The sequence below is a fragment of the Desulfonatronum sp. SC1 genome (genome assembly GCF_003046795.1).
Classification (GTDB): domain Bacteria; phylum Desulfobacterota; class Desulfovibrionia; order Desulfovibrionales; family Desulfonatronaceae; genus Desulfonatronum.
Window position 1 is genome coordinate 1 of the sequence record NZ_PZKN01000045.1, and the last position, 23,028, is coordinate 23,028.

Annotated in this window: 25 protein-coding genes; 10 read left to right on the plus strand and 15 right to left on the minus strand. The window is 60.3% G+C overall.

Going from position 1 to position 23,028, the window contains the following annotated elements; genetic code table 11:
- From C6366_RS17155 to C6366_RS17180, 6 genes are all read left to right on the plus strand, one after another.
- The coding region (locus tag C6366_RS17155; protein WP_146164902.1) for a type II secretion system protein GspK at positions 1-651 on the plus strand (651 nt) is incomplete at its 5' end.
- 57 nt (positions 652-708) lie between these two features.
- On the plus strand, positions 709-954 hold the full coding sequence (locus C6366_RS17160; RefSeq protein WP_107740187.1) for a type II toxin-antitoxin system HicB family antitoxin: 246 nt from the start codon (positions 709-711) through the stop codon (positions 952-954).
- A 5-nt stretch (positions 955-959) separates the two neighbouring features.
- Complete coding sequence (locus C6366_RS17165; protein ID WP_031386761.1) at positions 960-1,166, plus strand: type II toxin-antitoxin system HicA family toxin; 207 nt, start codon at positions 960-962, stop codon at positions 1,164-1,166.
- A 13-nt stretch (positions 1,167-1,179) separates the two neighbouring features.
- On the plus strand, positions 1,180-2,331 hold the full coding sequence (locus tag C6366_RS17170; RefSeq protein WP_107740189.1) for a hypothetical protein: 1,152 nt from the start codon (positions 1,180-1,182) through the stop codon (positions 2,329-2,331).
- Between the two features lie 31 nt (positions 2,332-2,362).
- On the plus strand, positions 2,363-2,890 hold the full coding sequence (locus C6366_RS17175) for a hypothetical protein (RefSeq protein WP_107740191.1): 528 nt from the start codon (positions 2,363-2,365) through the stop codon (positions 2,888-2,890).
- Complete coding sequence (locus C6366_RS17180) at positions 2,887-3,702, plus strand: hypothetical protein (RefSeq protein WP_107740194.1); 816 nt, start codon at positions 2,887-2,889, stop codon at positions 3,700-3,702. The genes C6366_RS17175 and C6366_RS17180 overlap by 4 nt, the downstream gene beginning before the upstream one ends.
- Before the next feature lie 39 nt (positions 3,703-3,741).
- Here the strand turns inward: C6366_RS17180 and C6366_RS17185 are convergent, their stop codons facing one another.
- The 13 genes from C6366_RS17185 to C6366_RS17245 all read right to left on the minus strand — a co-directional run bounded on the left by C6366_RS17185 (position 3,742) and on the right by C6366_RS17245 (position 15,620).
- Entirely contained in the window at positions 3,742-5,235 is a 1,494-nt protein-coding gene (locus C6366_RS17185) for a GspE/PulE family protein (RefSeq protein ID WP_233248554.1), read from the minus strand.
- Entirely contained in the window at positions 5,232-7,238 is a 2,007-nt protein-coding gene (gspD, locus tag C6366_RS17190; RefSeq protein WP_158269844.1) for a type II secretion system secretin GspD, read from the minus strand. Before gspD ends, C6366_RS17185 begins: the two co-directional genes overlap by 4 nt.
- A 52-nt stretch (positions 7,239-7,290) precedes the next feature.
- Complete coding sequence (locus C6366_RS17195; protein ID WP_146164903.1) at positions 7,291-8,055, minus strand: PDZ domain-containing protein; 765 nt, start codon at positions 8,053-8,055, stop codon at positions 7,291-7,293.
- Between the two features lie 199 nt (positions 8,056-8,254).
- Positions 8,255-8,524, minus strand: coding sequence for a flagellar biosynthesis protein FliQ (fliQ, locus tag C6366_RS17200; protein ID WP_028572266.1), 270 nt, complete (start codon positions 8,522-8,524; stop codon positions 8,255-8,257).
- 144 nt (positions 8,525-8,668) lie between these two features.
- Positions 8,669-9,469 (minus strand): flagellar type III secretion system pore protein FliP, encoded by an 801-nt coding sequence (fliP, locus tag C6366_RS17205; protein ID WP_107740200.1) that lies wholly within the window; start codon positions 9,467-9,469, stop codon positions 8,669-8,671.
- Positions 9,408-9,740, minus strand: a complete 333-nt coding sequence (fliO, locus tag C6366_RS17210) for a flagellar biosynthetic protein FliO (RefSeq protein WP_107740202.1) — start codon at positions 9,738-9,740, stop codon at positions 9,408-9,410. The genes fliP and fliO overlap by 62 nt, the downstream gene beginning before the upstream one ends.
- Positions 9,741-9,756: 16 nt before the next feature.
- Positions 9,757-10,317, minus strand: coding sequence for a flagellar motor switch protein FliN (gene fliN, locus C6366_RS17215; protein WP_107740204.1), 561 nt, complete (start codon positions 10,315-10,317; stop codon positions 9,757-9,759).
- A gap of 226 nt (positions 10,318-10,543) precedes the next feature.
- Positions 10,544-11,521, minus strand: coding sequence for a flagellar motor switch protein FliM (fliM, locus tag C6366_RS17220; RefSeq protein WP_107740206.1), 978 nt, complete (start codon positions 11,519-11,521; stop codon positions 10,544-10,546).
- A gap of 54 nt (positions 11,522-11,575) precedes the next feature.
- Positions 11,576-12,088 (minus strand): flagellar basal body-associated protein FliL, encoded by a 513-nt coding sequence (gene fliL, locus C6366_RS17225; RefSeq protein ID WP_107740208.1) that lies wholly within the window; start codon positions 12,086-12,088, stop codon positions 11,576-11,578.
- Between the two features lie 70 nt (positions 12,089-12,158).
- On the minus strand, positions 12,159-12,878 hold the full coding sequence (locus C6366_RS17230; protein WP_107740210.1) for a flagellar motor protein MotB: 720 nt from the start codon (positions 12,876-12,878) through the stop codon (positions 12,159-12,161).
- Positions 12,879-13,160: 282 nt separating this feature from the next.
- Positions 13,161-13,997, minus strand: coding sequence for a flagellar motor protein MotB (locus C6366_RS17235; protein ID WP_107740212.1), 837 nt, complete (start codon positions 13,995-13,997; stop codon positions 13,161-13,163).
- Between the two features lie 24 nt (positions 13,998-14,021).
- Positions 14,022-14,783 carry a motility protein A gene (locus C6366_RS17240; protein WP_107740214.1) on the minus strand — a complete coding sequence of 254 codons (762 nt, stop codon included), beginning with the start codon at positions 14,781-14,783 and terminating at the stop codon, positions 14,022-14,024.
- Positions 14,784-14,873: 90 nt separating this feature from the next.
- Positions 14,874-15,620, minus strand: coding sequence for a YggS family pyridoxal phosphate-dependent enzyme (locus tag C6366_RS17245; protein ID WP_107740216.1), 747 nt, complete (start codon positions 15,618-15,620; stop codon positions 14,874-14,876).
- Between the two features lie 187 nt (positions 15,621-15,807).
- Here C6366_RS17245 and C6366_RS17250 point away from each other — a divergent pair, with 187 nt between their 5' ends.
- From C6366_RS17250 to C6366_RS17260, 3 genes are read left to right on the plus strand one after another with little or no spacing between them, the layout of a single operon-like run.
- Complete coding sequence (locus tag C6366_RS17250; protein ID WP_107740218.1) at positions 15,808-16,986, plus strand: pyridoxal phosphate-dependent aminotransferase; 1,179 nt, start codon at positions 15,808-15,810, stop codon at positions 16,984-16,986.
- 6 nt (positions 16,987-16,992) lie between these two features.
- The gene (locus C6366_RS17255) at positions 16,993-18,438 is read left to right on the plus strand and encodes an ATP-binding protein (RefSeq protein ID WP_233248555.1); all 1,446 of its coding nucleotides are present in this window, start codon (positions 16,993-16,995) and stop codon (positions 18,436-18,438) included.
- A 1-nt stretch (position 18,439) separates the two neighbouring features.
- Complete coding sequence (locus tag C6366_RS17260) at positions 18,440-19,813, plus strand: sigma-54 dependent transcriptional regulator (RefSeq protein ID WP_107740220.1); 1,374 nt, start codon at positions 18,440-18,442, stop codon at positions 19,811-19,813.
- Between the two features lie 21 nt (positions 19,814-19,834).
- On the opposite strand, the gene C6366_RS17265 is transcribed toward C6366_RS17260, so the two are convergent.
- Positions 19,835-20,218 (minus strand): type II toxin-antitoxin system VapC family toxin, encoded by a 384-nt coding sequence (locus tag C6366_RS17265; protein WP_107740222.1) that lies wholly within the window; start codon positions 20,216-20,218, stop codon positions 19,835-19,837.
- Positions 20,215-20,544, minus strand: coding sequence for a type II toxin-antitoxin system Phd/YefM family antitoxin (locus C6366_RS17270; protein WP_146164904.1), 330 nt, complete (start codon positions 20,542-20,544; stop codon positions 20,215-20,217). Before C6366_RS17270 ends, C6366_RS17265 begins: the two co-directional genes overlap by 4 nt.
- Here C6366_RS17270 and C6366_RS17275 point away from each other — a divergent pair.
- Positions 20,543-22,762: an ATP-dependent RecD-like DNA helicase gene (locus C6366_RS17275; protein WP_107740226.1), complete on the plus strand. Its 2,220-nt coding sequence runs from the start codon at positions 20,543-20,545 to the stop codon at positions 22,760-22,762. The two genes, C6366_RS17270 and C6366_RS17275, sit on opposite strands and share 2 nt — an antisense overlap.
- Positions 22,763-23,028: the final 266 nt, after the last annotated feature.

Here is a 23,028-nt window from a genome sequence, read left to right on the forward strand (position 1 = left end):
CCCTCCCTGCATCCCCAGGCCATGACCAGATTGCGGGAAGGCCTGACCCGCCTGTTCCAGCAAGAGCCCTTTCACGAAGGTTCCAGGGTGAATTTCCTGGGCGATACGCGGGACATCATGCTCTGGCTGGGTGAAGGCCATGACCCGGACCTGCCTGGTTCGGCCCGCGCCGCCGACGCACCCTACACCGGAATCCGGCCATCCTATCGCCCCAGGAAGGGCCCCATGCAGCGACCGGAAGAGCTGCTCCTGATCACCGGCTTCACTGACCTTGATCCGGCCTGGGTACGCCAACATTTCACGGTGTGGGGAACGGACGGACGGATCAATCTGAATCTGGCCGACAAGGAGCTGCTCCTGGCCGTGGCTCCGGAATTGGAAGCCTATTGGCCGGCCATCCAGCGGCACCGCACGGAACACGGTTTCCAGCGCCTGGACGAGCTCATCGCCCGCATCCGGCTGCCCATGGATGTCTACCAACGCGTCCTGCCACATCTGGCCCTGGAAGCGGACACCCTGGAAATCTCGGTTGAGGTCCGGCAACCGGCATGGTATGAACTCCACCGAATCATCGTGGAACGGCCCTCCATCCTCGCCGACACCCCGCCCAGAATTCTGGCCAGGGACATCATCGAGTCCAGGCCGCTTTGAGATGCAACGACGAGAACCAATGGAAAGACTTGATTATCCGAAGGATGAGAGAAGCTTATGATTCAAGAATATTGCCAAAATGCCATCGCTCGCGCCGAATACAAGAAACTTGACGACGGCACTTGGTTTGCTGAAATTCCTGGTTTTCAAGGAGTCTGGGCCAACGGAGAAAGCATTGAAGCCTGTCGGCAGGATCTCTGGTCGGTTTTGGAGGAATGGCTCGTAATGAAAATTCAAGACGGCGACCCGCTCCCATGTTTCAATGGTTTGTCCCTGCATGTTAAAGAAGTTGCCGTCGCATAAGGTCCATGCCGCTTTCCCGCCGACAACTCATTCAAAAGATGCGCCTGCTTGGCTTCCATGGTCCCTATTCCGGAGGCAAGCACCAATTCATGGCCAAGGAAACACTCAAGGTTCGCATTCCGAATCCCCACAAATCCAATGAAATATCCGAAGCCCTGTTGTCCGAAATACTCCGGCAAGCAGGGATTTCCAGAAAAGACATCTTGAATTAAACACGAGCCCCACTTGCCTCGCACTTCCACACGCAACCAATTTACTATCGTCCGATTCATCAAGGACGACCCGGTTTGGGAGCGCTTTGACGGCCAAACCCTCCACCCGGTCCCGCATCCGGATCAGGCCTCGAAGTCTTTGCGTTCCCTGCCGGTGTTGGTACTGATTCCGGATCGATTGTTCTTTTTCTTCCAGCCGGAGAGCGACCACCATTCCGGCAGCCTCCGGCAACGCACCGCCGCGGCCCGACTGGAACTGGAGCAGATATTTCCCACCCAGACGTCGGAGCACGGCCCCGGGATCCTGCTCGATGCCGGACGCACCCACCTTTTGGGCTGTCTACCGCACCCGGAGCTGACCGAATTCGCTCGTCGCCACCAGGATATTCTGGCCCGGGCCAACGCCGTAACCACACCGTTTTTCCTGGCCTGGAACGCGGGTCATCGACGCAAGATCGAAAGCTGGGTCTGGGACAATCCGGAGGACGGCGCCACGGCGGCCATGCTCCACGGCCAAATGACCTTTTTTCCCGGCAACGGCGCGGAACTGGAAACGCGGATTGCCGAAGCGTCAGGAACCGGAAACACCGGCCAACCTCTCCAAGTCAACACGCAGTGGAGCTTGCCCGATCTGCTTCAGGCCGCTCCGGACATCGGCTGGTCCCAACTGCGCCTGCCGTTGCCCGCCGCGGCGGGCGAGGGGTTGGATCTGCGCCGTCTGGTTCGCTGGTGCATCGCCGCGACCCTTCTGGGCGGCTTGCTCTGTACCGGACAGGCCCTGCGTCTGACGGCCCAGCAGGCCCAAGTGAAGCAGTGGGAACAGGCCACGCACCGGCTCTACGCCGAAGTTCTCCCCCCTCCCCTGGGCGACGACCCCTTTGGCCGCCTGCTGTTCCGACATGGCCAACTCCAGGGGCCGATTCAGTCCGGGCCGGACGCCTTGGCCATGCTAGGGCTGCTCAGTGCATCGGCACCGTCGGACTTCCACGTGGAAACCTTCTCCCTGGGGCCGAATTCGGGCATCATCCGAGCCAGACTGGCCGACTACGAACAACTGGAAACCCTGCTCAAGGCCCTGGAAGGCCAGGACCGCCTCCGCTTCGACCTGGACCAAGCCTCCAGCGCGGACGACGCCGTCCTGGCGACACTGAGGGTGAGCTACTGACCCCGGCTCGACAACCAAGACATTTGGCCCCATGAACCGTTCACAACGCATCGCTTTCCGTCGGCATCCGTCCCCCCTGACCTTTTGGCGGGACTGGCCGCGCGGTCGTCAACGGGGGGCCTTGTGCCTGCTCCTGGCCCTGACCGTGGCGGGCTCCGTGGCTGCTTGGTTCTCGCTGTACGCCGCGACCCAGCGCGCGGTCCTTCGCGAAGAAACGGCCACGGAACTCCATCAGCGCGTCGCGACATTGGTCGCTGAAATCCGCGACCAGGAACGTGGGCCAAGCCTGGAGCGGGCCAACCTGCCGATATTGGTCGCGGCCCGCCAGCTCAGCCGGGACATCGGCCTGGAAGACAAGCTGATTTCGGTCAGGCCGGCCTTGCAGGCCACGGGTCGCGACGGGGTTCAGCTTTACTACGAACGGCTGACTTTGCCGGACCTGTTGGCCCTACTGGAAACCCTGGGCCGCGACGGCGGCCTGCAAACCTCCACAGTAACCTTCAACCGGCGTCTGGACAATCCATCCCTGGCCGATCTCCAATTGGTACTCTATCGATGACCTCACCCAATCCTGTTCATGGCGCTCTTCGTGATCCCAGCTCCCGCGGCGCCGACCACACTTCGGGCCAAACTGCTGGCCAAACCGCCGCCAAACCGGGCCTGCTCCGCCGCTTCGGCCCGGTCGGCACGATTTTTTTCATCGGCCTGCTGATCGGACTGCTCTTCTTCCTCTCCAGAGAACTGCTCTGGAGCCAGGTTCTGCGGCATACCCTCGGTCACCTGCCCAACGCCTCCTGGAGTTGGCAGGCCGTCGGGAACCGAGGGCTGACGCACATCACCTACCAGCACTTTGAGCTGCATGTGAACCAGAGTCGGTTCTTGGTTCCGGAACTGACTATCCAACTGGGCACGACCCGCCCGGTGACCATGACCGCTGTCACCGGGCCGACCCTGGTGGCGGATTTCAGTTGGGACAAGGAACTGCGCCTTTCCGGCGGCGTGAACCTCCAGCGCCTACTCCCCGAACAGCGGGTGCAGGGAACGGTGGAGACCGAAGGATTCGTCCGCTGGCGAACGTGGGACAAGCCTCCGCATCAAGGCGAACTGGACATCCAGGCCCCCGGCCTGCTGGTCGTGGCCCCGGGAATCATGACCATCAACCTGCGCGGCCAGGCCACCCTGGAAGGCAACCACCTCCGCCTGACCCCCCTGCAAGCCGACGGCCCGGTGGGCGTCACCGCCGACGCCGAAGGATTTCTGGACTGGAACCGCCTGGAAAACACCACCTACTCCATCTCCGGTACCCTGACCGGCCTGGGCAATATGCCCTTTTCGGCCTCCGGGCGGCTGGGGAGTTTGTGGGGGAGGTAGGGTGAAAAAATGGGCGAGGAGAAAAGCCGGAGAGCCGAGCTATAGACTGGTGACCCGCAACAACTCTTCCATGGTGGTTTTGCCTTGATCTACGAGGCGCAGGCCGTGCTCGTGCATGGTTTGGAAGCCGGTTGTCTTGAGATGGGCGCGGAGCTGCTCCACGGAGGATTTCTGAACGACCAAGCTTCGCAAGGCCTCATCCACGGGCATCAGCTCGAAAATCCCCTGGCGGCCGCGGTAGCCGCTGTGGCGGCAGGCTTCGCAGCCGATATGGGGCGATGGCTGGGTTGAATGGGAGGTATGGGAAGGATGGGACGCATGGGAGGGTGAGGAACACGTTGGACAGTTTAGGCGGACGAGGCGTTGGCCGATGACCAGATGCAGGGATGAGGCCAGCAGGAAAGGTTCCACGCCCATTTCCAGCATCCGGGTGACCGCGGTGGGCGCATCGTTGGTGTGCAAGGTGGCCAGGACCAGGTGTCCGGTCAGGGAGGCCTGCACGGCGGTGCTCGCGGTTTCCTGGTCCCGGATTTCGCCCACCAGGATGATGTCCGGATCCTGACGCAGGAAGCCGCGGATGGCCGTGGCAAAGGTCACGCCCGCGGCCCGGTTGACCTGGACCTGGTTCACGCCGGGCAGGTGGTACTCCACCGGGTCCTCCACGGTCATGATGTTCCGGGATTCGCGGATCAGCTCGCGCAGGGCCGCGTAGAGGGTCGTGGTCTTGCCACTGCCCGTGGGGCCGGTGACCAGGATGATCCCGTGGGGCGCGGCGATCATCCTGGTGATCACGGCCACGGCCTCCGGCTCCAGGCCAAGGTCGGATAGGGGCAGGATGTTCTTGGAACGGTCCAGGATGCGCAGCACTGCCTTTTCGCCGTTCAGCGTGGGCATGGTGGAAACCCGGACGTCCACATCCTTGCGGCCCACCCGGACCTGAAAGCGCCCGTCCTGCGGAGCCCGGCTTTCAGCCACATCCATCTGGCCCATGACCTTGATCCGGGCCAGCACCGTGGATTGGACCGCCAGCTCCAGGCGGCGTTCGGTGCGCAATTCGCCGTCCACCCGGAACCGGACCTGAAAGCCGTTTTCCCGGCCTTCGAAGTGAATGTCGCTGGCCCCCTGACTCACCGCCTGATGCAGCAACCGATTCACCAGCCGGACAATGGGCGCGTCCTCGTGGGACCAGCCCAGCAGCTCCCGCCCGGAATCGTCCGCTTCATCGCCCAAGGCCTCCTCATCCTCCGCCGCCGCCGATGCGTCCTCTTCCCAGAGCGCCAGGGCCTGCTCCAGGGCCGGAAAAAAAAACTCGTTGCGGACCAATTCCGTACGCACGGCCAGACCGAGCCTCCAGGCCAGAAAATCAGCCAGAGGCCTGGCTCTGGCAGCCAGAAGCCAGACCCGGAGCATCCCGTCTTCCGCGGCCACGGGCAGAAATTCGTTACGCCGGGGAAAGGCCAGATACTGGCTCACGATCTCCTGGGGCAGGCGCGACAGGTCTGGTGCCCCCGTCAAAGCGTTTCCAGATGTCATTGGCCGGGCACCCGTTGCAACTCTTGCCCCCCTTCCCATCTCATCTCCCGGCCCATTTCCCGATCCAGATCAAAGCCGTGCCGGTCCCCGCCCTGCCAGAACTCCCGCTGCAGCAGCTCCCGGCTGGTGCGCTGGCCTTCCCGCAGGTCATCCATGCGTCGCCGGGTCAATTCCTCGGCCTGCTCCACGGTGTTGATAATTCTGGCCGACAGAAAGACCATCAGGGTCGCTTTCTCCGCGGAGACCGCCTCCCGGCGAAACAACCAGCCCAGAACCGGAATCTTTGACAGACCCGGCACGGCCCGGCGGACCTGGTTGAAATCGTTTTGCATCAGCCCGCTGATGACCATGGTGAACCCGTCCGGGATCTGGACATTGGTTCTGGTGTTCCGGCTCCGGGTTCGCGGCCGGTCGTCCTCACCGGCCGAATCGATCACGTTGCTGACTTCCTGCTCTACCTGCATCCGGATCACCCCGGTCTCGGAATTGATGTGCGGAGTGACCTTCAGCCTGATCCCAACATCCCGGTATTCGAAGGTCTTGATGGCATTATTCTGGGTGTCGAACTTCTCGCTGACCTGGTAGGCGCGATTCTCGCCCACGAAGATTTCCGCCTCGGCGTTGTCCAGGGTCATGATCTGCGGAGTGGAAAGAATGTTGAAGTCCCGGGCGGTTTTCATAAAGCTGATCAAGGCGCCGAGGGTGGAAAACGTCTCTCCGGCGTAGGTGATGGCGTTGCCCAGGGCTCCCACGGTAAACCCTCCCGGTGCCAACGGCGGAGCCGCCGTCGCCAGCAAGGGCGTCAGGCTCGAAGGTGACCCCAGAAAACCGCCCGTGGCCACTCCATCTGATCCGCCTCCGCCCACGACCCACTCCACGCCGAAGTCCTGGCTGTTCTCCAGGGATGTCTCCACGATCAGGGCTTCCACGAAAACCTGATCCAAGGGGCGATCCAAATGGGCGATGATAGACTCCACCTGGCGCTGAATCCGCGGCTCGGCCAGAACCAGGACGGAGTTGGTCTCCGCGTCCGCGGCCACCAATACACCGCGACCATTCACTCCCTCCTCCGCCCCCCCGACTCCATCACCCTGAAGCAGGGTGCGCAGCACGTCCGCGGCGGAGGATGCCCTGGCGTTCTTCAGGGCGTACATGCTCATGTCCGCGCTGGAATCGGTGATCCGGTCCAGATTGTCCAACAAGCCGCGCACGGCTTGACGCTGCTCATCGGAGCCCGCCACCAGCAGGGAGTTGGACCATTCCACCGCCAGGATCACCGGGGTCTCGGCCAGATGGCCGCGGGAAAACAGTTCCTCGTACAACTGCCCCACCTTCCGGGCCGTGACTCCGGCCTGGGCCTGATGCAGGGGCAGCAGTTCCACGTCCCAACGCGCGCCCAGGGACAGCACCGCCTCCAGGACTTCCTGCATCTTGCGCACCCTGGAGCGGGTGTCCCGGAGCAACAGGGCTTGGGCCTGGGGAATCTCCATGATCAACCCGAACCGGGAGGCAAATGGCTGCAACAATTCGCTGACCTGCTCCCGCGGCAAACGCTGGTGCAGGCGAATGACCGTGGTCAGCAGTTCGCTGTCCTCCCCCGGCTCCAGGCCGGGGCGGAGCGGATCGACCATTTCCGCGGCCTGCGGGGATTGCAAGACGTAGAAAAGGTCGCCCTGGGCCACCAGATCCAGGTTGTTGCTGGCCAGCACCCTGTCCAACACGGCCAACAGCTCCGGTTCGGTCATGGGTGCCTGGGAATGCAGGGAAACCTTCACCGGCGGGATCTGATCCTCGCGAAAAACCATGTTCCGGCCGGTGAACCGGCCAACGAACACAATGAAATCCCGCAGGGTAATCCCTTCCAGGTTGGCGGTCATCCGTTGGTCTTCTCGATCTTCCGCTTCCTGGGCTGAAACCACTCCCAAGGAAAGGATGAGTACCAAAAGCACGAAAACCAGGGCGATCAAACACCGCACGCCGCAACATGCCGTAAATCTTTTCATGGACACCGTTCCTCTGATCTTCGCCGGGCGACGGTCATGGAAATACATGGGGCTAATTCAGTTCAAGGATAAAAGTCTGCATCTGGGAGGCTCGTTGGACGTCCAGGGTGACCAGGGAAGATCGGTCCATGCCGGAATAGGCCTGGAGGAGCTGGGTTGGCCCGGTCAGCGCTTGGCCGTTTATTCTGGCCAGCACGTCCCCGTTACGCAACCCTACCTTGTGCAGCAAGGAATCCGGACGAATGCTGAGCACCTGAAAGCCGCTGACCCGGCCATCCACCGTGAACGGCTTGAAGCTGGCCATTTGCAGCAGCGCGTTCGGGTCGGAAAGCAGCGGTTGGACGTCCTGCCGGGAAAGACTGACCCGGGTTCCAACGCCGGGGGCCGCCCAGGCCTGCATCTCGGGTGGCCGAAATTCCGCGCCCGCTTCCACGGCTTTCCCTTGACCGTCCCAAAGCTGAACCTCTTCTCGCCGACCGCCGGACGCGAACACCGCGGACCGGGCCCGCACTTCCACCAGTTCCCATCCGTCAAGCATATCGCCCCGGTCGGCGATCACGAAATCCTCGTCGCGACGCAGCAGAGCCTTGGCCCTGGTCCCGGTGACCGTCCCCAGCAAGCGCCAGTCAAACGTCGCCGCAGCCTCCGCGGGTTCCGGGGATATACGCTCATGCACGGGGATTTCCAGCCCCAGGATATTGGCATCCAGGATCACCGCGGTCCAGGACTCGGGGGTGGCGGTATTCGACGATATCAGCCTTGGCGAGGAAAGCGCCGGCGTGGTCTCGGCATGTCTGTTCCACAAGCCCGTAAGCACGAAAGCCGCCGCCAGGCCGAACGCCAACGCCAAAAGCAACTGGCACGAACGAAGAGAGAACAACCAGGTCGATTTCACGAAGAGGAGGAGAAAGGGTTCAGGATGTGGGGCACGGGGAAAACTAAAACATTCATCTGCTCCGGGCAAGAAGAATCAAAATGAGCGATACGGTGATCCGCGACGCGGACGAGTTTCGCGCCTACCCGACGTAGTTCGGCAGATTCAAGAACAACTCACGGGTAAAGGTGACCAGCTTGTCCATGATCCAGGGAAAGGAAAACAGCAAAGCCAGGAAAATGGAAATGATCTTGGGCACGAAGGTCAAGGTCATTTCCTGGATTTGAGTCGCGGCCTGGATAATGCTGACCAGGACGCCCACAATCAAACCAATGCCCAGCATGGGCAGGGCGATCATCAGGGTCAGTTCAATGGATTGACGGGCAAAGCCGATCACGAATTCAGGGGTCATAATGGTCTCCAGGCAAAAGAGAATCAGGGTTCACGAAAAACGCCGCCTCGAAGCTCTGCTCGCGACTCGCGAAGGCCACCAAGCTGGCTTCAAATCTCAAATCTCAAATCTCAAATCTCAAATCTCAAATTCCTACGTCCCGCGTCAGGCAAAGCCGTTCACCAGCGAGAAAATCAATAGATTCCAGCCGTCCACCATCACGAACAGCAGCAACTTGAACGGCAGGGAGATCATCACCGGGGGTAACATCATCATGCCCATGGAGAGCAGGATGCTGGCCACGACCATGTCCAGAATCAGGAACGGAATGTAGATCAAGAAGCCCATTTGGAAAGCGGTTTTCAACTCGCTGATCATGAAGGCGGGCACCAGGATGATGGTCGGCACTTCGTCCCTGTTGGACGGGCGATCCATTTGAGTGATGGAGTAGAACAGCGAAAGGTCTTTTTCCCGAGTGTGCTTGAAGAAAAAGGCCCGCATGGGTTGTTCGGCCCGGGTCAAAGCTTCTTGAAAGCCGATATCTTCGGCCAAATAAGGCTGGAGCGCCGTGTCGTTGATCTCCTTGCCGATGGGCATCATGATCACGAACGTCAAAAAAATGGCCAGACTGGCCAGGACCTGGTTGGGCGGCATCTGCTGGGTGCCCATGGCCTGACGGATGAAGGAGAAGACGATGACGATGCGGGTGAAGCAGGTGGCCGTGAGCATGATGGCCGGGGCCACGGAGAGGACGGTGAGCAGAAAAAGGATTTCCAGGGCAATGGAAACGTTGTCCGGCTCGGTGGCCCCGCCGCTCAAGGTCAGATTCAGGGACGGAACCCCTGTCTGCGCGGCGGCGAAGCTGGACAGGATGGGGAGAAGAATCAGGGCTAAGAAGCCGAGACTAACCGCCTTTGGCCCTGGATTGCTCCAGATGTTTGGAAAAATTGGCTTGTTCAGTGTCATGGTGCGTCTCCGTGAGCAGCGTTATGGAGGAATCCGTCACTCCCAGCACCATGTCCTTATTCAAATACCGGACCACAACCACACTCTTGCGCGACCCCAGGGCCATCTGGCCCACCAGCTTGAGATCAGCGGGGAGATGACGGGTCAATCCGGCCTTGTGCCCATACCGCTTGAGCAGGTAAAGCAACACGAACAGCAAGGCCAGCACCAGGAACAAACCACCGACCATTTTCAGCGCCGCGAAGCCGAAGTCCCAGGTCGGCGTCGTCATGGAAGGATCGACTGAATCAGGCAAGTTGTTTGACCCTCTCAATGGGGCTGATGATGTCCGTAAGGCGCACCCCGAACTTTTCGTTGATCACCACTGCCTCTCCCCGGGCCACCAGCTTGCCGTTGACGAAGATTTCCAATGGTTCTCCGGCCAACTTGTTCAACTCCACCACAGATCCTTGCCCGAGTTGGAGCAACTCGTTGATCAACAGCTTGGTCCGTCCCAGTTCGGCGGAAACATCCAGCGGGATGTCCAGGATGAAGTCCAAGTCTCGTTTGGTCTTCTCCTTGGGGGTCTTGGCGTCGGAAGCCAAATCTTTGAACTTGGGCTCCTCGGTTTTGGCGGCGAAGGATTTTTGCTGTTTCTCCTTCTTCAACTGGGTCTCTTCTTCCATGGCCAGGGCCTTGGCCCATTCGTCCGCCATATCCTCCTGACCGTCGCTCATTTTTTCGGTCTGGGCGGCGGCTTTGGTGGCCGCCTCGAAGGGATCCTCAGGCTCTCCGCCCTCGTCCATTTCTTCCAGGGCCTTGGCCCACTCTTCCGCCAGTTTATCCTGGTCCATTGACTCGTCGCTCATGAGGGACCTCGTTTCAGTCTCAGCGAACGCTTCCGGCTCGCCGGTGGTTGATGATTGTCGATTTAGCTGTTCGTTGAAAAACTCCCAATTGCTGCGTCGCTGCAAAAAGCTCAAACTCTCACGTATGAATAAATACGTTTCGACCTCGAACTTTTTTTGCTCCTTACACTTGGGATTTTTGAACGAACGGCAAGATAAAGGATTTTCAGCAATCAATTAAGCATCGTCAGTACCGAACTTCCGCTTCCTTGACCACCTGAAACGCCCTGTTCGCCTTGACGAAGCCGGGCAAGCAATAAAACTTGTCCACGCCGTGAATTTTCACTTCCAGAGGTTGGTCCGTGTCCGTATCCAAGAGCAGAATGTCGCCAATGTCCAGATTCAACAACTGACGTCCGGTAATGGAGGTCCGGCCCAATGGAACCACCATTTCCACCGGAATTTCCAACAAGCGCTCCTTGAACCGGGAAAGCCAGGCATGGTCCACTTCCAGTCGCTCGGACTGAAAAGAAGCATAAAGCTTCGAGCGGATCGGCTCGATGGTCGAGTACGGCAGACAAAACACCAGGGAGCCGATGGCGTTTTCCAATTCCACCTCCATGGAAATCACGACGACCACGTCGCTGGGCGGTACGATGCTGGCGAACTGAGGGTTGATCTCCATGCGTTGAAGCTCGACGCGCACATCATGCACCGGGGTCCAGGCCTGCTCCATGGCGAAGAGAAAAAGCTTGACCACCCGCTCGATCACCGACTGCTCAATGGGAGTAAAGTCTCGGCCTTCGATTTTCGGCTGAGAGCCTTGACCACCGAAAAAATTCTCCACCAAAGCGAATACCAACCTGGTGTCCACGACCAGAATGGCATTGCCACGCAAGGGCTCGATCTTGAATATATTGATGCTCGTAGGAACGGGCAGGGAACGCATGAAGTCCCCGAATTTGGACATGTCGATGGACACCGGGTTGACGTCGACCTTCTTGCGCATCATGTTGGCCAAGGCGTTGGAAGCCAAGCGGGCGAAGCGATCGTTGACGATCTCCAGCACCGGCATGCGCCCACGGATGATCCGGTCCTGATTGGAAAGATCAAAGGTGATAACTCCCGAGTCATCGCCCGCATCCGCGGATTCGGTCTCGATCTCTCCGCCGGTCAGCCCCCGCAATAGAGAATCGACTTCATCCTGGGACAAAATTTTATTCATGTGTCGATCATCCGTACTGAAAGTGCACTACAGGTTCCCGGCTCACGCGCCGGATTACTGGACCACGAACTCCGTAAAATACACGTTGGTCACTCTGCCGCCCCCCACGATCTGATTCAGCCGTTCCACTATCTGGTTTTTCAAGGTGATCTTGCCCTCCATGCTGGCCAGATCGGCGAAAGATTTGCCGGCCAACAGGAGAATCACGGCGTCACGGATCCGGGAGTTATTGCGCTGCACGTCGGCGATCACGGCCCTGTTCAGCACTTCCACGTCCAGGGTCATGCGCAGGAATCGTCTCCCCAAAGGATCGGCCAGATTGACCACGAACGGCTCCAAGGTCACGATCTCCGGGACGAACTCCGCCTTTGGCTTCTGACGGTCGGCCTGGTCACCTTCCAGCCCCAAGGCGTCTTCCTCGGACGCGGCCCCAGGTCCCATCAAGAACCAGTATGCCGCGCCTCCGCCGCCGGCCAAGAGCAATAAGACCAGCAGCAATATGACCCACTTCACCTTTCCTCCCTTCTTCCCGTCCTCTTCCACCGGAGTCGCTTCTTTTTTCGCCATGCGTCACCTCGTCGAGACGGTTCGCGGAACACGGTGAACCGCGGAACCGTCTTCACGCTCATCGGAGCTGTTACAATGCGTTCTTGAAAAGAATTTCCACCCGGCGATTCAAGGCTCGTCCTTCCGGGGTCCGGTTGTCTCCCACCGGCATGCTCTCGGCATAGGCGGAAACGGACATTTTGGCGTCCGGAATCCCGGAGGACAGGAGCACTTCCAGCACGGCCATGGCCCGCAGGGCGGACAGGGTATCGTTGTCCATGGTCCTGCCCACCAAACTGTCCGTATGCCCGGAAACATTGACCACATTGGGCACGTAGAGAACCAATGGGGCCAGCACCTCCAAAAGTCTCCTGGCCGGATCTTTCAGCTCATGGCCCCCCAGGGGGAAAAGCAGTTCGTCCGTGAGCAAAATGGCCACACCATCGGGACGTTCCAAAAGCTTCAGGTTCTCATCCAGCGTTGACCTCGGAACCTCCCGCGGCAGGACATCGTCCGGAAAAAGCAGGTCCCGGATGCGTTGTTCATTGTCCCGGAACTCCCAGGGACGCTCCAAAAGCTTGATCACCTCTTCCACCCTGGTGGGAATGCGCCCGGCCGTCTGCCTGGAAACCACGCCCATATCCCCCCTGAAAAAGGTCGAGGCATCGATGACCACCTGCCGGTCCATGGAGGACATGCTGAGCAGCAGGACGAAAAAGGTCAAGAGCAAGGTGATCAGATCGGAAAACGTGATCAACCAGCCCATGGGGTCGACTTTGGCTCCGCCGCCCTTTTTCCTTTTTTTGGCCATGGTCGCTCCGCACGGGATCGCTCACCTAAGGAAGCGAGCAAAATTAACCTGGACATATTGCGGTTATTCCCGTGTCGCGTTTGCCCCTCCGTAGGGGCGCCCCTCGCGGCCGCCCCGGATGGTCGCGGCAATGCGGTACAGCAGCAATATACCGGCATTCCATTTAATTGCGTAGAATCAGGGCAGGCGCAAGGCCTGCCCCTACGGTAAGAATTGCCAGAAAAAAATCCTAGGATATCATTGTATTTTCATCAAATTGTTCAACTTATATTTGCTTGACTGCTAAGGGCGAAAGGAATCATTACCCGGTGCATCCGGAAACCGGAAGATGAAGTCTCTAAAAATATACTCCTCCGGCGTGGTAACCGCCTCCGGCCGGGCAAGCCGCGGCATCCAGGTTTCGTTGCGTCGGTCCAGGATAAAGTCCACCCTTCTGTTGGCACGACGTCCTTGCGGCGTTAGTGGACTTTCTCGAGGCTTAAACCGCCCCAGGCCTTCCATGCGCAAGTTTTCCACGGGAACCCCCTGCTCCAGGAGAAAGCGGTACACGCTCATCGCCCTGAACAGGGACAAGGCCCAGGAGGGATCCGGAATCTCGTCCGGCATCGAAGCATGGTAGACCGCCTCGAACTCATCCCGCAACACCGAGGCGTGCCCGGCCACCTGCACCGGTGCCTCGACCACGCGCAAAACCGGAACCACCTGTCGTAAAAACGCTCTGCCCTCCGGCGACAGCTCGGTTTTTCCGGGGGCGAACAAGACCGTCGTGTTCACGCTGAAAATCTGCACGAACCGGTTGCTGACGAATTGCAAGTCCTCCTCGATGTCGTCCCAGAGCAGTTCCTTGAGCGCGGCCAGATCCCGGTCCGGAGGAATCGGCCCAGGATGAACAGCTTCCAAGCTTTCCTGGGTGCCCAGGACGTCCGGCTTGGCCTGCGTCATTCCGAAGGTCCCCAGCAATGAGCCGAGAGCCAGCCGAATCCTGCGTTCATCCATCAAGGAGGCGTTGGTCACCAGGTAGACGAAAAACGCCATGATCAGGATCATCAAGCCCGTGAAGGTCAGCAACCAGCCGGGAGTTTGCGGAGCAGCCTGCTTTTTTTCCCGCTTCTTGCCCATGGGGATATCCGGTCCAGCTCGGCATCAGTCCGTCTGGCTGCGCATTTTAGGAGGCAGAAAACCGTTCAACTTTTCTTCAATGATTCTGGGGTTTTCCCCCCTGGAAATGGACAAAATGCCCTCCAGGGCCAATTCCCGGAGCAGCACTTCTTCCTTGCTGCGGGTTTTCAATTTGCCGGAAAGAGGGTTGAAAACCAGGTTGGCCAAAACCGCGCCGTAGAACGTGGTTATCAAGGCTACGGCCATGGCCGGCCCGATGGCCGAGGGGTCGTCCATACTTTGCAGCATTTGAACCAGCCCGATGACCGTGCCGATCATCCCCAAAGCCGGCGCATACATGCCCATGGCCGCGAACATGTCCGACCCGGTCTCATGGCGTTCCTGCAGGTAGGCGATTTCCGTTTCCATGATGTCCTGAATCATCTGCGGCTCCACCCCGTCCACCGTGAGCTGCATGGCCTTGCGCAGATAAGCGTCGTCGATCTCCTTGAGCAGGGGCTCCAGGGAAAGAATCCCCTCCTTGCGCGCCCGGTTGGCGTAGTCCAGAAACTGGCCGATGGTATCGCCGGGCTTGGGCAGTTGGTTGAAGAAACAGTTCCTGACCACGCCGACCACGCCGAGAATATGTCCCAGCGGGTAGTGGACCAGGGTCGCCCCGATGGTCCCGCCGAGTACGATCAAGGCCGAAGGTATGGACACGAACACGAACAGGCTGCTGCCCATCATGATCGCGGAAATGACCAGCCCAAAAGAAAGCACTACCCCGATGATCGTCGCCAGATCCATAAGGGACCCTCAATTCCTTTTACCTCACGCGGCCCCAAGCGGCCAGACCGCGTTCACGCATTTGATTTCATTTTTTTTCGCGTTCACGGGTCACGGCGAAACCCGCTCCGGGCGATCGCCGAAAATCCGCGTCCCGATCCGCACCATGGTCGCCCCTTCGGCAATGGCCTGGGGAAAGTCATCCGTCGTGCCCATGGAAAGCTCCGGCAACCACAGCCCGGTTTGCCTCTGAACGGCGTCCCGCAACCTCCGAAGCTCACCGAAAAGACGCTGCTTGTGCGCCAAATCCAATTCAAAGGGCGGCAACGCCATCAACCCGCGCAAGGCCAACCCGGACAATCCGCCGACATGCTCCGCCAAAGCCGGAAGCCCTCCCGGAGTTACTCCGCCTTTTTGCGGCTCGTCTCCAAGGTTCACCTGGATGAGGACATCCAGCATTTGACTTTTTACTTGGAGTCTTTCATGCAAATCCAAAGCCAACGCCGCATTGTCGAGACCATGAAACAGCATAAAGTTTCCGGGCAGGTATTTGGCCTTATTGCGTTGCAATCTCCCTAAAAAGTGCCATCGCAGGTCCGGACGACGAATTACCCGCTGCTTGGCCAGTGCCTCCTGGACGTAGCTTTCACCGAAGTCGCGCTGTCCCGCTCCGGCCAGGTTCGTCACCGCCGTCGCGGGCTGATACTTGGACACGGCGACGATCCGAACCTCCTCCGGTCTCCGACCATGGCGCACGGCGAGTTCGGCGACCAATTGCCGGGTTCGCGCATACCGCTCACTCAAATCCGCGGCAAGCCCCTCGCCGTCATGGGCATCCACTTCCGTCGTCACACTCATCCCCCTTCCTGACTCCTGACTCATCTCAAACGCCCACCTTGAATCGTTCATCCGCGCGGGTCAATACATGCGCTGAAAATCACCCCAGTGGGCCTTGTGCTGGGCCGACCTTTGGAGTTAGAAAACCATGTTTCACGAGTCGCTTCCGAGCCATCGAGGTCCGCTATTCCCTTTTTCAGGAGAAGTCATGCATATCGCCAAAAAAATTCGCTCCATTCCCCCGTCGGCCACCCTGGCGGTGAACGCCAAGGCTCAGGAATTGACGGCCCAAGGAAAAAAAATCATCAGCCTGGCCGTCGGCGAGCCGGACTTTCCCACCCCAGAGCATGTCCGCCAAGCGGCCAAGGATGCCCTGGACGAGGGATTCACCCGCTATACCCCGGTACCCGGCATTCCGGCCCTGCGCAAGACCGTGGCCGCCTACTTCGCCGGGATCGCCGGCCAGGACGAGCTGCCCGCCGAGGCGACCATGATCTGCAACGGCGGCAAGCATGCCCTGTACAACCTGTTCCAGGCCCTGCTGGAACCCGGCGATCCGGTGCTGATTCCCGCGCCCTACTGGGTCAGTTACCCACCCATGGTCCTGCTGGCCGAAGGCAAGCCCGCCATCATCCCCTCCACCCCGGAACAGCGCTTTCTGATCACACCGGAGGATCTGGAGCGCCACGCCCCCTCCGGAGCCAGGGTGCTCCTGCTCAATTCCCCCTCCAACCCCACCGGCTGCCACTATTCCCAAGAAGAACTGGACGCCTTGATCGGCTGGGCCCTGGAGCGGGACATCTTCGTTATCTCCGACGAAATCTACGATCAACTGGTCTACCCGCCGGCCGGTCCCAGCAGCGCCGTCTCCTGGTGGGTCAAATTTCCGGACAAAGTCGCGGTGGTTAATGGACTGTCCAAGTCCATGGCCATGACCGGCTGGCGGATCGGCTACGTCCTGGCCCACCCGGACCTGATCAAGGCCATGGTCCGCATCCAGGGGCAGAGCACGTCCAACGTCTGCTCCATCACCCAGAAAGCCGCCCTGGCCGCCCTGACCGGCCCCATGGACAGCCTCCGGGAGATGCGCGTCGCGTTCCAACGCCGCCGGGATCTGGCCCTGGAGAAGATAACCTCCTGGCCCGGAGTGGTCTGTCCAAAACCGGACGGAGCCTTCTACCTGTTCCCTCGCCTGGACGCCCTGTTCACGGCGGATCGGAATGACTCCGCGGCATTGTGCACCTACATCCTGGAACGAGCCGGCGTGGCCCTTGTTCCCGGCGTTGCCTTTGGAGACGATCGCTGCGTGCGCTTCTCTTACGCCCTGGACGACCAAACCCTGATCACGGCCCTGGAATTGGTCCAAAACGCCCTGCTGGACGCGTAATCACCCTTGGGAACCAAGATCACCTTCGGCCCCAGGCCGTTCCAACCCGTCAAATTTCTGTCATGGAGTTCACTGGTCCTGATCCTGGCGGTGAACCTGCTGCTGTCCGTATTCATCGCCAACTCCGCCCGCCAGACCATGCTGGAAAAGAACCAGGAGTTCGCCATTTTATTGGCCGAAAACCTGAACCATCAAATTTTTCAGCGCTTCACCCTGCCCACGGTGATCGGTTTCGGTCGGATCGAGTTGCGTAATCCGGCCCAGTACGAGCGGCTGGACCAGATCGTGCTGTCCACGATTCACAGCTTCCACGTCCTGGAAGTGCGCATCTACGACTTCGACCACCAAATCGCCTACTCCACCAATCAGGAATTGGTGGGCAAAACCGAGGCCGCGGGCAAGGCCGTGCGGCAAGCCCTGGATCCGGGCGTTTCCAGTTTCGAGCTGGTCAGCCGCGTCTCCTCCTGGTGGGCCAGATTCTCCCTTGAACTGGCCCCGGAAAGCTTTGTTTTGCGGACCATCTACCCTTTACGGGCCGAGCGCGGGTTCGACCCGGTGACCGGGCCGGGGCCGATCATGGGCGCGCTGGAATTCACCCAGGACATCACTGAAGACTACGAGGCCGTGCTGCTGTTTCAGTTAATGATCTTGGCCGCCTCCTTCGCCTCGTCCCTGGTGCTCTTTTCCGTGCTCTACCTGTTCATCCGCCGGGCCGCCGGGACCATTGCCAAACGGGCCAAAGAAAAGGAACGGCTGGAGCGGGAACTGCACCAAAATGAAAAACTGGCCAGCATGGGCCGGACCGTGGCCAGCATCGCCCACGAAATCCGCAACCCACTGGGGATCATCCGCAGCACGGCCGAACTGCTCATGAAGCGCTCCCATAACAAGGGAGACGACGCGGACCCGCAGCAGACCCGCCTGCTCAAGGCGATTTTCGACGAGTCGCTACGGCTCTCACAAACCGTGAACGACTTCCTGGACTATGCCCGGCCCAAGGCCCCGAACAAGGCCAACGTCGACCTGTCCCAGGTCCTGGACCAGGTCCTGGCCTTCTGGGAACACGAGATGGCCGAAAAAGGCGTGAAGGTCCACCGTACCGACATGCCAGGGCTGACGGTCAGAGGCGACAAGGACCTGCTTTACCGAGCCGTCTACAACATCCTGGCCAATGCGCTGCAAGCCATGAACGGACCAGGGAACATCCATTTTAGCATACAAAAGGACTCCGCGGGCGTCACGCTGACCATCCGGGACACCGGCCCCGGCATCCCGGCGCAACTCACGGACAAAATCCTGGACCCCTTTTTCACGACCAAGGAAAAGGGCACGGGCCTCGGCCTGTCCATCGTTAACAGCATCCTGCGCAGCCATGGCGCCCTGCTCGAACTGGCCAACCATCCTCAGGGCGGAGCGGAAGTCCGCATGATCTTTCCAGGAAAGGAGAGGTAACATGTCCAATCACGTCCTCGTGCTCGACGACGAACAGAACTATCTGCTGCTGCTGGAAACCCTGCTCGGCGACGAAGGCTATTCCGTCACCGCGCTCCAGGACCCGGAACTGGCCCTGGCTTTTCTCGAAGAGTCCGAAGTGGACGTGATCATCACGGACATGAAGATGCCCAAGATGTCCGGCCAGGACGTGCTGGCCCACGTTCAAAAAAACTACCCGCACATCCCGGTCCTGATCATGACCGCCTACGGGTCCATCGACGCCGCGGTGGTGGCCATGCGTCACGGGGCCTTCGACTACATCACCAAGCCCTTTGCCAACGACGAAATAACCCTCTCCGTGCGCAAGGCCGCCCAGCTGGCCCAAGCCCAGCGCCGTTACAGCCTGCTTTCCGAGAGCCTGGAGCAACGCTACGGCGTGCACCAGATCATCGGTCGGAGCAAGGCCATGCGTCGGGTCCTGGACATGGTGGACCGAGCCGCGCCCAGCAAAAGCACGGTCCTGATCACCGGCGAGTCCGGAACCGGCAAGGAACTCATCGCCAAGGCCATCCATTTCACCTCCCCCCGCAAAAAGGGGGCGTTCATTTCCGTGAACTGCATGGCCCTGAACCCCGGGGTCCTGGAAAGCGAGCTGTTCGGCCATGAAAAAGGCTCCTTCACCGGGGCCGTGGCCCGCAAGCGCGGCCGCTTCGAGCTGGCCCACGGCGGAACGCTGTTTCTGGACGAAATCGGCGAATTGTCTCAGGATTTGCAGGTCAAGCTCCTGCGCGTGCTCCAGGAGCGCAGCTTCGAACGGGTGGGCGGGGCCGAGTCCATCAGCGTGGACATCCGCATCGTCACGGCCACCAACAAAGACTTACAAGCCGCTGTCCAGTCCGGCCAGTTCCGCGAGGACCTCTTCTACCGTCTGAACGTGGTCCAGGTGCCCCTGCCGCCCCTGCGGGAACGCCGGGAGGACATCCCGCTGCTGGCGGCTCATTTCCTGAAAAAATTCTCCGAGGAAAACGCCGGTCACGTCAAAGGCTTTACCGCGGACGTCATCGACTATCTCACGGCCTACGAATGGCCGGGCAATGTCCGCCAACTGGAGAACGTGGTGGAGCGCTGCGTGGTCATGGCCGGGGACGAGATGGTCCGGGTGGACGACCTGCCGCCCGAAATCAAGGACGAGGAAACCCAGTTCAAAAGCGCCGTGGACCTGCTCCCGGCCCGCCTGAACCTGGCCGACACCCTGGAAAAAATCGAAGCCGCCCTGATCCGCCGCGCCCTGGTCCACACCAACTTCGTCCAGGTCAAAACCGCGGACATGCTCGGCATCTCCAAGAGCCTGTTGCAGTACAAGCTGAAAAAGTACAAGTTGACGGGGAATTGAACGAATCGAACGGACGAATGGTCAGCTGAGCATGAAGACGGGATCGCCATACGCGCCGACATGCTCGTCCGCCGTCAAAAGGGTGATCTCCTCGTAACGGGCTTGAGCGATCAAGAGGCGGTCAAACGGATCATTGTGAAGAAGTGGCAAATCGACGGTTGAAGCTGCATGGTCGGCCGAAACGGGTAATTCTATCATCCGGGCTTCTCGAACCGATGCCAGCAACAGACGAGGCGCGACATGAAGCTTGCCCAGCTTGAATTTGATCGCAACCTCCCAAATAGAGGCGACACTGACAAAGCATGTAGCCTCCGCGATCCTTTTGCACGCGGAAACGCTCAGTCGACGATGCCCTGCAAGCCACCAGAGAACGATGTGCGTATCCAGTAGAAACCGCGCCGTCATGATGCATTTCCGCCGTGAGAATTGAACAGGGTCGCAACCTCTTCATCCACTTCGGAAGAAAAAGCCGCATCAAGCTCATCGGCAGAAATGTCCAAAGAGTGATAGCCCGTGGTGCGCTGAGCGGGTTCCGAAATTGGGGTCAGCCTGACAAGGGGTTTGCCGGAGCTGAAAAGCAGGACATGCTCCCCCGCCAACGCGGCCTGCATCAATTGAAAAATCTGTGTATCCCGATCCTCGATATGAACTTCCAGCATAAGCGCCCCCTTTACTCCGAGTGTATGGCGAACCGATCCGAAGTCAACCCAGCTTCCAAAGCAGCCGATCATGACTGATTCCGCGACCCATAGTTCGCGATCCGCGACCCCACCCTCCTCCGTCACTCTGAACGCCGAAGTCAACGGCGTGACGTTCTTCAATCCGGAGAACGGCTACGCCGTGCTTCGGATCAAGGTCCGGGACGAGCCGGGGATCGTGACCGCGGTGGGCAACGTGGTCCAGGTCAAGCCCGGGGAGATGCTCAACCTGACCGGACAGTGGAAGGAGCATCCCAAATATGGACGCCAGTTCCTGATCGAGGCCCTTGAACCGCTGCTGCCGGCCGGGGTCAACGCCATCCGTCGCTACCTGGCCTCCGGACAGCTCAAGGGCGTGGGCCCGACCCTGGCCGAACGGCTGGTCAAGCAGTTCAAAGACAAGACCCTGGACGTCATCGACACGGATCCGGACCAACTCCTGCGGGTGGAGGGCATCGGTCCGTCCAAGTTGAAAAAAATCGTCCAGTCCTGGGAAGAGCAGCACCATGTCCGGGCCTTGATCCTCTTCCTCCAGGAACACGACGTTTCTCCGGCCCTGGCCGCCCGCATCCATCGCCACTACGGTCCCCAGGCCCTGCACAAGGTCCGCGAGAACCCGTATGATCTGGCCTACGAGGTCCACGGCATCGGCTTCAAGACCGCGGACGTCATCGCCCTGAAGTTGGGCTTCGCTCCGGACTGCCGGGAGCGGCTGGAAGCGGCCCTGGTTTTCGCGCTCTTCCAGTTCAGCGAATCCGGACACCTTTTCGCGCCCCTGGACGAGCTGTTGGAAAAAACCTCGGCCCTGCTCGGCGGCACGCCGGCTGAATCCCTGCACGGAGCACTGGAGATTCTCAAGGAACGCAAGCGGGTGATTCTGGAGGAACTCCCGGCCCAGGGACTGGGCACGGTGGTCTACCTGGGCCATTTTCACCGCTGGGAAAAGGAAATCGCCCAACGCCTGCAAGGACTGATCGAGCACCCCACGGGCCTGGACCCCAGGAAACTGCGCGTCGTGCTCCAGCAGCTGGAGGCCCGGCACCGGATCACCCTCTCGCCGCAACAGCGCCAGGCCGTGGAGGACGCCTGCCTGAACAAGGTCTTCATCCTCACCGGCGGACCGGGCACGGGCAAGACCACCATCACCCGGTTCGTGGTCGAGGCCATTACCGAGCTGGGCATCACGGTCAAGCTGGCCGCGCCCACGGGCCGGGCCGCCAAACGTCTCTCCGAGGCCACCCGCGCCCCGGCTTCCACCCTGCACCGCCTCCTTCAGTACGCGCCGGACGGCGGTTTTGCCATCAACGACACCAAAATGCTCAAGACCGGCATGCTGGTGGTGGACGAGGCATCCATGCTCGACTGCCACCTTTTCCTGGCCGTGCTCCGGGCCCTGCCCCTGACCGCGCGGCTGGTCCTGGTGGGGGACGTGAACCAACTCCCATCGGTGGGACCGGGCAACATCCTGGGCGACCTGCTCCAAAGCGGCGCCCTGCCCAGCACCGAACTGACCCACATCTACCGCCAGGCCCAGGAAAGCATGATCGTGGTCAACGCCCACCGCATCAACCAGGGCCAGTTTCCACTCCATTCGCCCAAGGCCGCGCCGGAGGCCGATTTTTTCTGGATTGAACAGGACGACTCAACCCGGGTCCAGGAGATGATCCTGCGGATGGTCTGTGAGCGCATCCCGGCGGGCTACGGCCTGGATCCACGCCAGGACATCCAGGTGCTCACGCCCATGCACAAGGGCGAGGTGGGCACCCAGCAGCTGAACGCCCTGCTCCAGCAACGCCTCAACCCCAAGGGACGAGAATTCGCCGTGGGCTTTCGCAAGCTGCGCGTGGGGGACCGGGTGCTCCAGACGCGCAACAACTACGACAAGGACGTGTTCAACGGCGACCTGGGCTGGATCGCCTCGGTGGACCTGGAAGAAGGCCAGGCCGTGGTGGAGTTCGACGGTCGGGACGTGACCTACGAACTGACCGAAATGGACGAGCTCAACCTGGCCTACGCCGTGAGCGTGCACAAATCCCAGGGCAGCGAGTACCCGGCCGTGGTCATGCCCCTGCTTACCCAGCACTTCCTGCTCCTGCAGCGCAACCTGATCTACACCGGCCTAACCCGGGCTCGTCGTCTGGCCGTGATCCTGGGCGGCAAAAAAGCCCTGGCCATCGGGCTCAAGAATGCGAAGGCGAAGAATCGATATACGGATTTGGCGCGCAGGATTGTGGAGATGATGGGGGGGTAGACTATAGGCTATGGGCGAGGGGCGAGGGGCGATAGGTGATAGGTGATGGGCGAGGGGGGATCTGCAATGAGGGGTGGCAGAGGTTGCAGAGGTTTATGGTGTTTCCTGAGTGTGTGGGTCACTCATAGCTTTCCTCTTACCCATAGCCTCTAGCCCATAGCCTCTAGCCCATAGCCTCTAGCCCATAGCCTCTAGCCCATAGCCTCTAGCCCATAGCCTCTAGCCCATAGCCTCTAGCCCCTAGCCTCTAGCCCCTAGCCTCTAGC

What these genes read in the sequence shown, in the direction of transcription:
- C6366_RS17165 (WP_031386761.1), top strand. Translation starts at nt 960, where the DNA reads ATGCCGCTTTCCCGCCGACAACTCATTCAAAAGATGCGCCTGCTTGGC.
- C6366_RS17270 (WP_146164904.1), bottom strand. Translation starts at nt 20,544, where the DNA reads ATGATCGGCTGCTTTGGAAGCTGGGTTGACTTCGGATCGGTTCGCCAT.
- C6366_RS17245 (WP_107740216.1), bottom strand. Translation starts at nt 15,620, where the DNA reads ATGAGTGTGACGACGGAAGTGGATGCCCATGACGGCGAGGGGCTTGCC.
- C6366_RS17160 (WP_107740187.1), top strand. Translation starts at nt 709, where the DNA reads ATGATTCAAGAATATTGCCAAAATGCCATCGCTCGCGCCGAATACAAG.
- C6366_RS17180 (WP_107740194.1), top strand. Translation starts at nt 2,887, where the DNA reads ATGACCTCACCCAATCCTGTTCATGGCGCTCTTCGTGATCCCAGCTCC.
- fliM (WP_107740206.1), bottom strand. Translation starts at nt 11,521, where the DNA reads ATGAATAAAATTTTGTCCCAGGATGAAGTCGATTCTCTATTGCGGGGG.
- fliO (WP_107740202.1), bottom strand. Translation starts at nt 9,740, where the DNA reads ATGACGACGCCGACCTGGGACTTCGGCTTCGCGGCGCTGAAAATGGTC.
- C6366_RS17230 (WP_107740210.1), bottom strand. Translation starts at nt 12,878, where the DNA reads ATGGCCAAAAAAAGGAAAAAGGGCGGCGGAGCCAAAGTCGACCCCATG.
- fliL (WP_107740208.1), bottom strand. Translation starts at nt 12,088, where the DNA reads ATGGCGAAAAAAGAAGCGACTCCGGTGGAAGAGGACGGGAAGAAGGGA.
- C6366_RS17235 (WP_107740212.1), bottom strand. Translation starts at nt 13,997, where the DNA reads ATGGGCAAGAAGCGGGAAAAAAAGCAGGCTGCTCCGCAAACTCCCGGC.
- fliP (WP_107740200.1), bottom strand. Translation starts at nt 9,469, where the DNA reads ATGACACTGAACAAGCCAATTTTTCCAAACATCTGGAGCAATCCAGGG.
- C6366_RS17275 (WP_107740226.1), top strand. Translation starts at nt 20,543, where the DNA reads ATGACTGATTCCGCGACCCATAGTTCGCGATCCGCGACCCCACCCTCC.
- C6366_RS17240 (WP_107740214.1), bottom strand. Translation starts at nt 14,783, where the DNA reads ATGGATCTGGCGACGATCATCGGGGTAGTGCTTTCTTTTGGGCTGGTC.
- gspD (WP_158269844.1), bottom strand. Translation starts at nt 7,238, where the DNA reads ATGAAAAGATTTACGGCATGTTGCGGCGTGCGGTGTTTGATCGCCCTG.
- C6366_RS17185 (WP_233248554.1), bottom strand. Translation starts at nt 5,235, where the DNA reads ATGACATCTGGAAACGCTTTGACGGGGGCACCAGACCTGTCGCGCCTG.
- C6366_RS17265 (WP_107740222.1), bottom strand. Translation starts at nt 20,218, where the DNA reads ATGACGGCGCGGTTTCTACTGGATACGCACATCGTTCTCTGGTGGCTT.
- C6366_RS17260 (WP_107740220.1), top strand. Translation starts at nt 18,440, where the DNA reads ATGTCCAATCACGTCCTCGTGCTCGACGACGAACAGAACTATCTGCTG.
- C6366_RS17250 (WP_107740218.1), top strand. Translation starts at nt 15,808, where the DNA reads ATGCATATCGCCAAAAAAATTCGCTCCATTCCCCCGTCGGCCACCCTG.
- fliN (WP_107740204.1), bottom strand. Translation starts at nt 10,317, where the DNA reads ATGAGCGACGAGTCAATGGACCAGGATAAACTGGCGGAAGAGTGGGCC.
- fliQ (WP_028572266.1), bottom strand. Translation starts at nt 8,524, where the DNA reads ATGACCCCTGAATTCGTGATCGGCTTTGCCCGTCAATCCATTGAACTG.
- C6366_RS17175 (WP_107740191.1), top strand. Translation starts at nt 2,363, where the DNA reads ATGAACCGTTCACAACGCATCGCTTTCCGTCGGCATCCGTCCCCCCTG.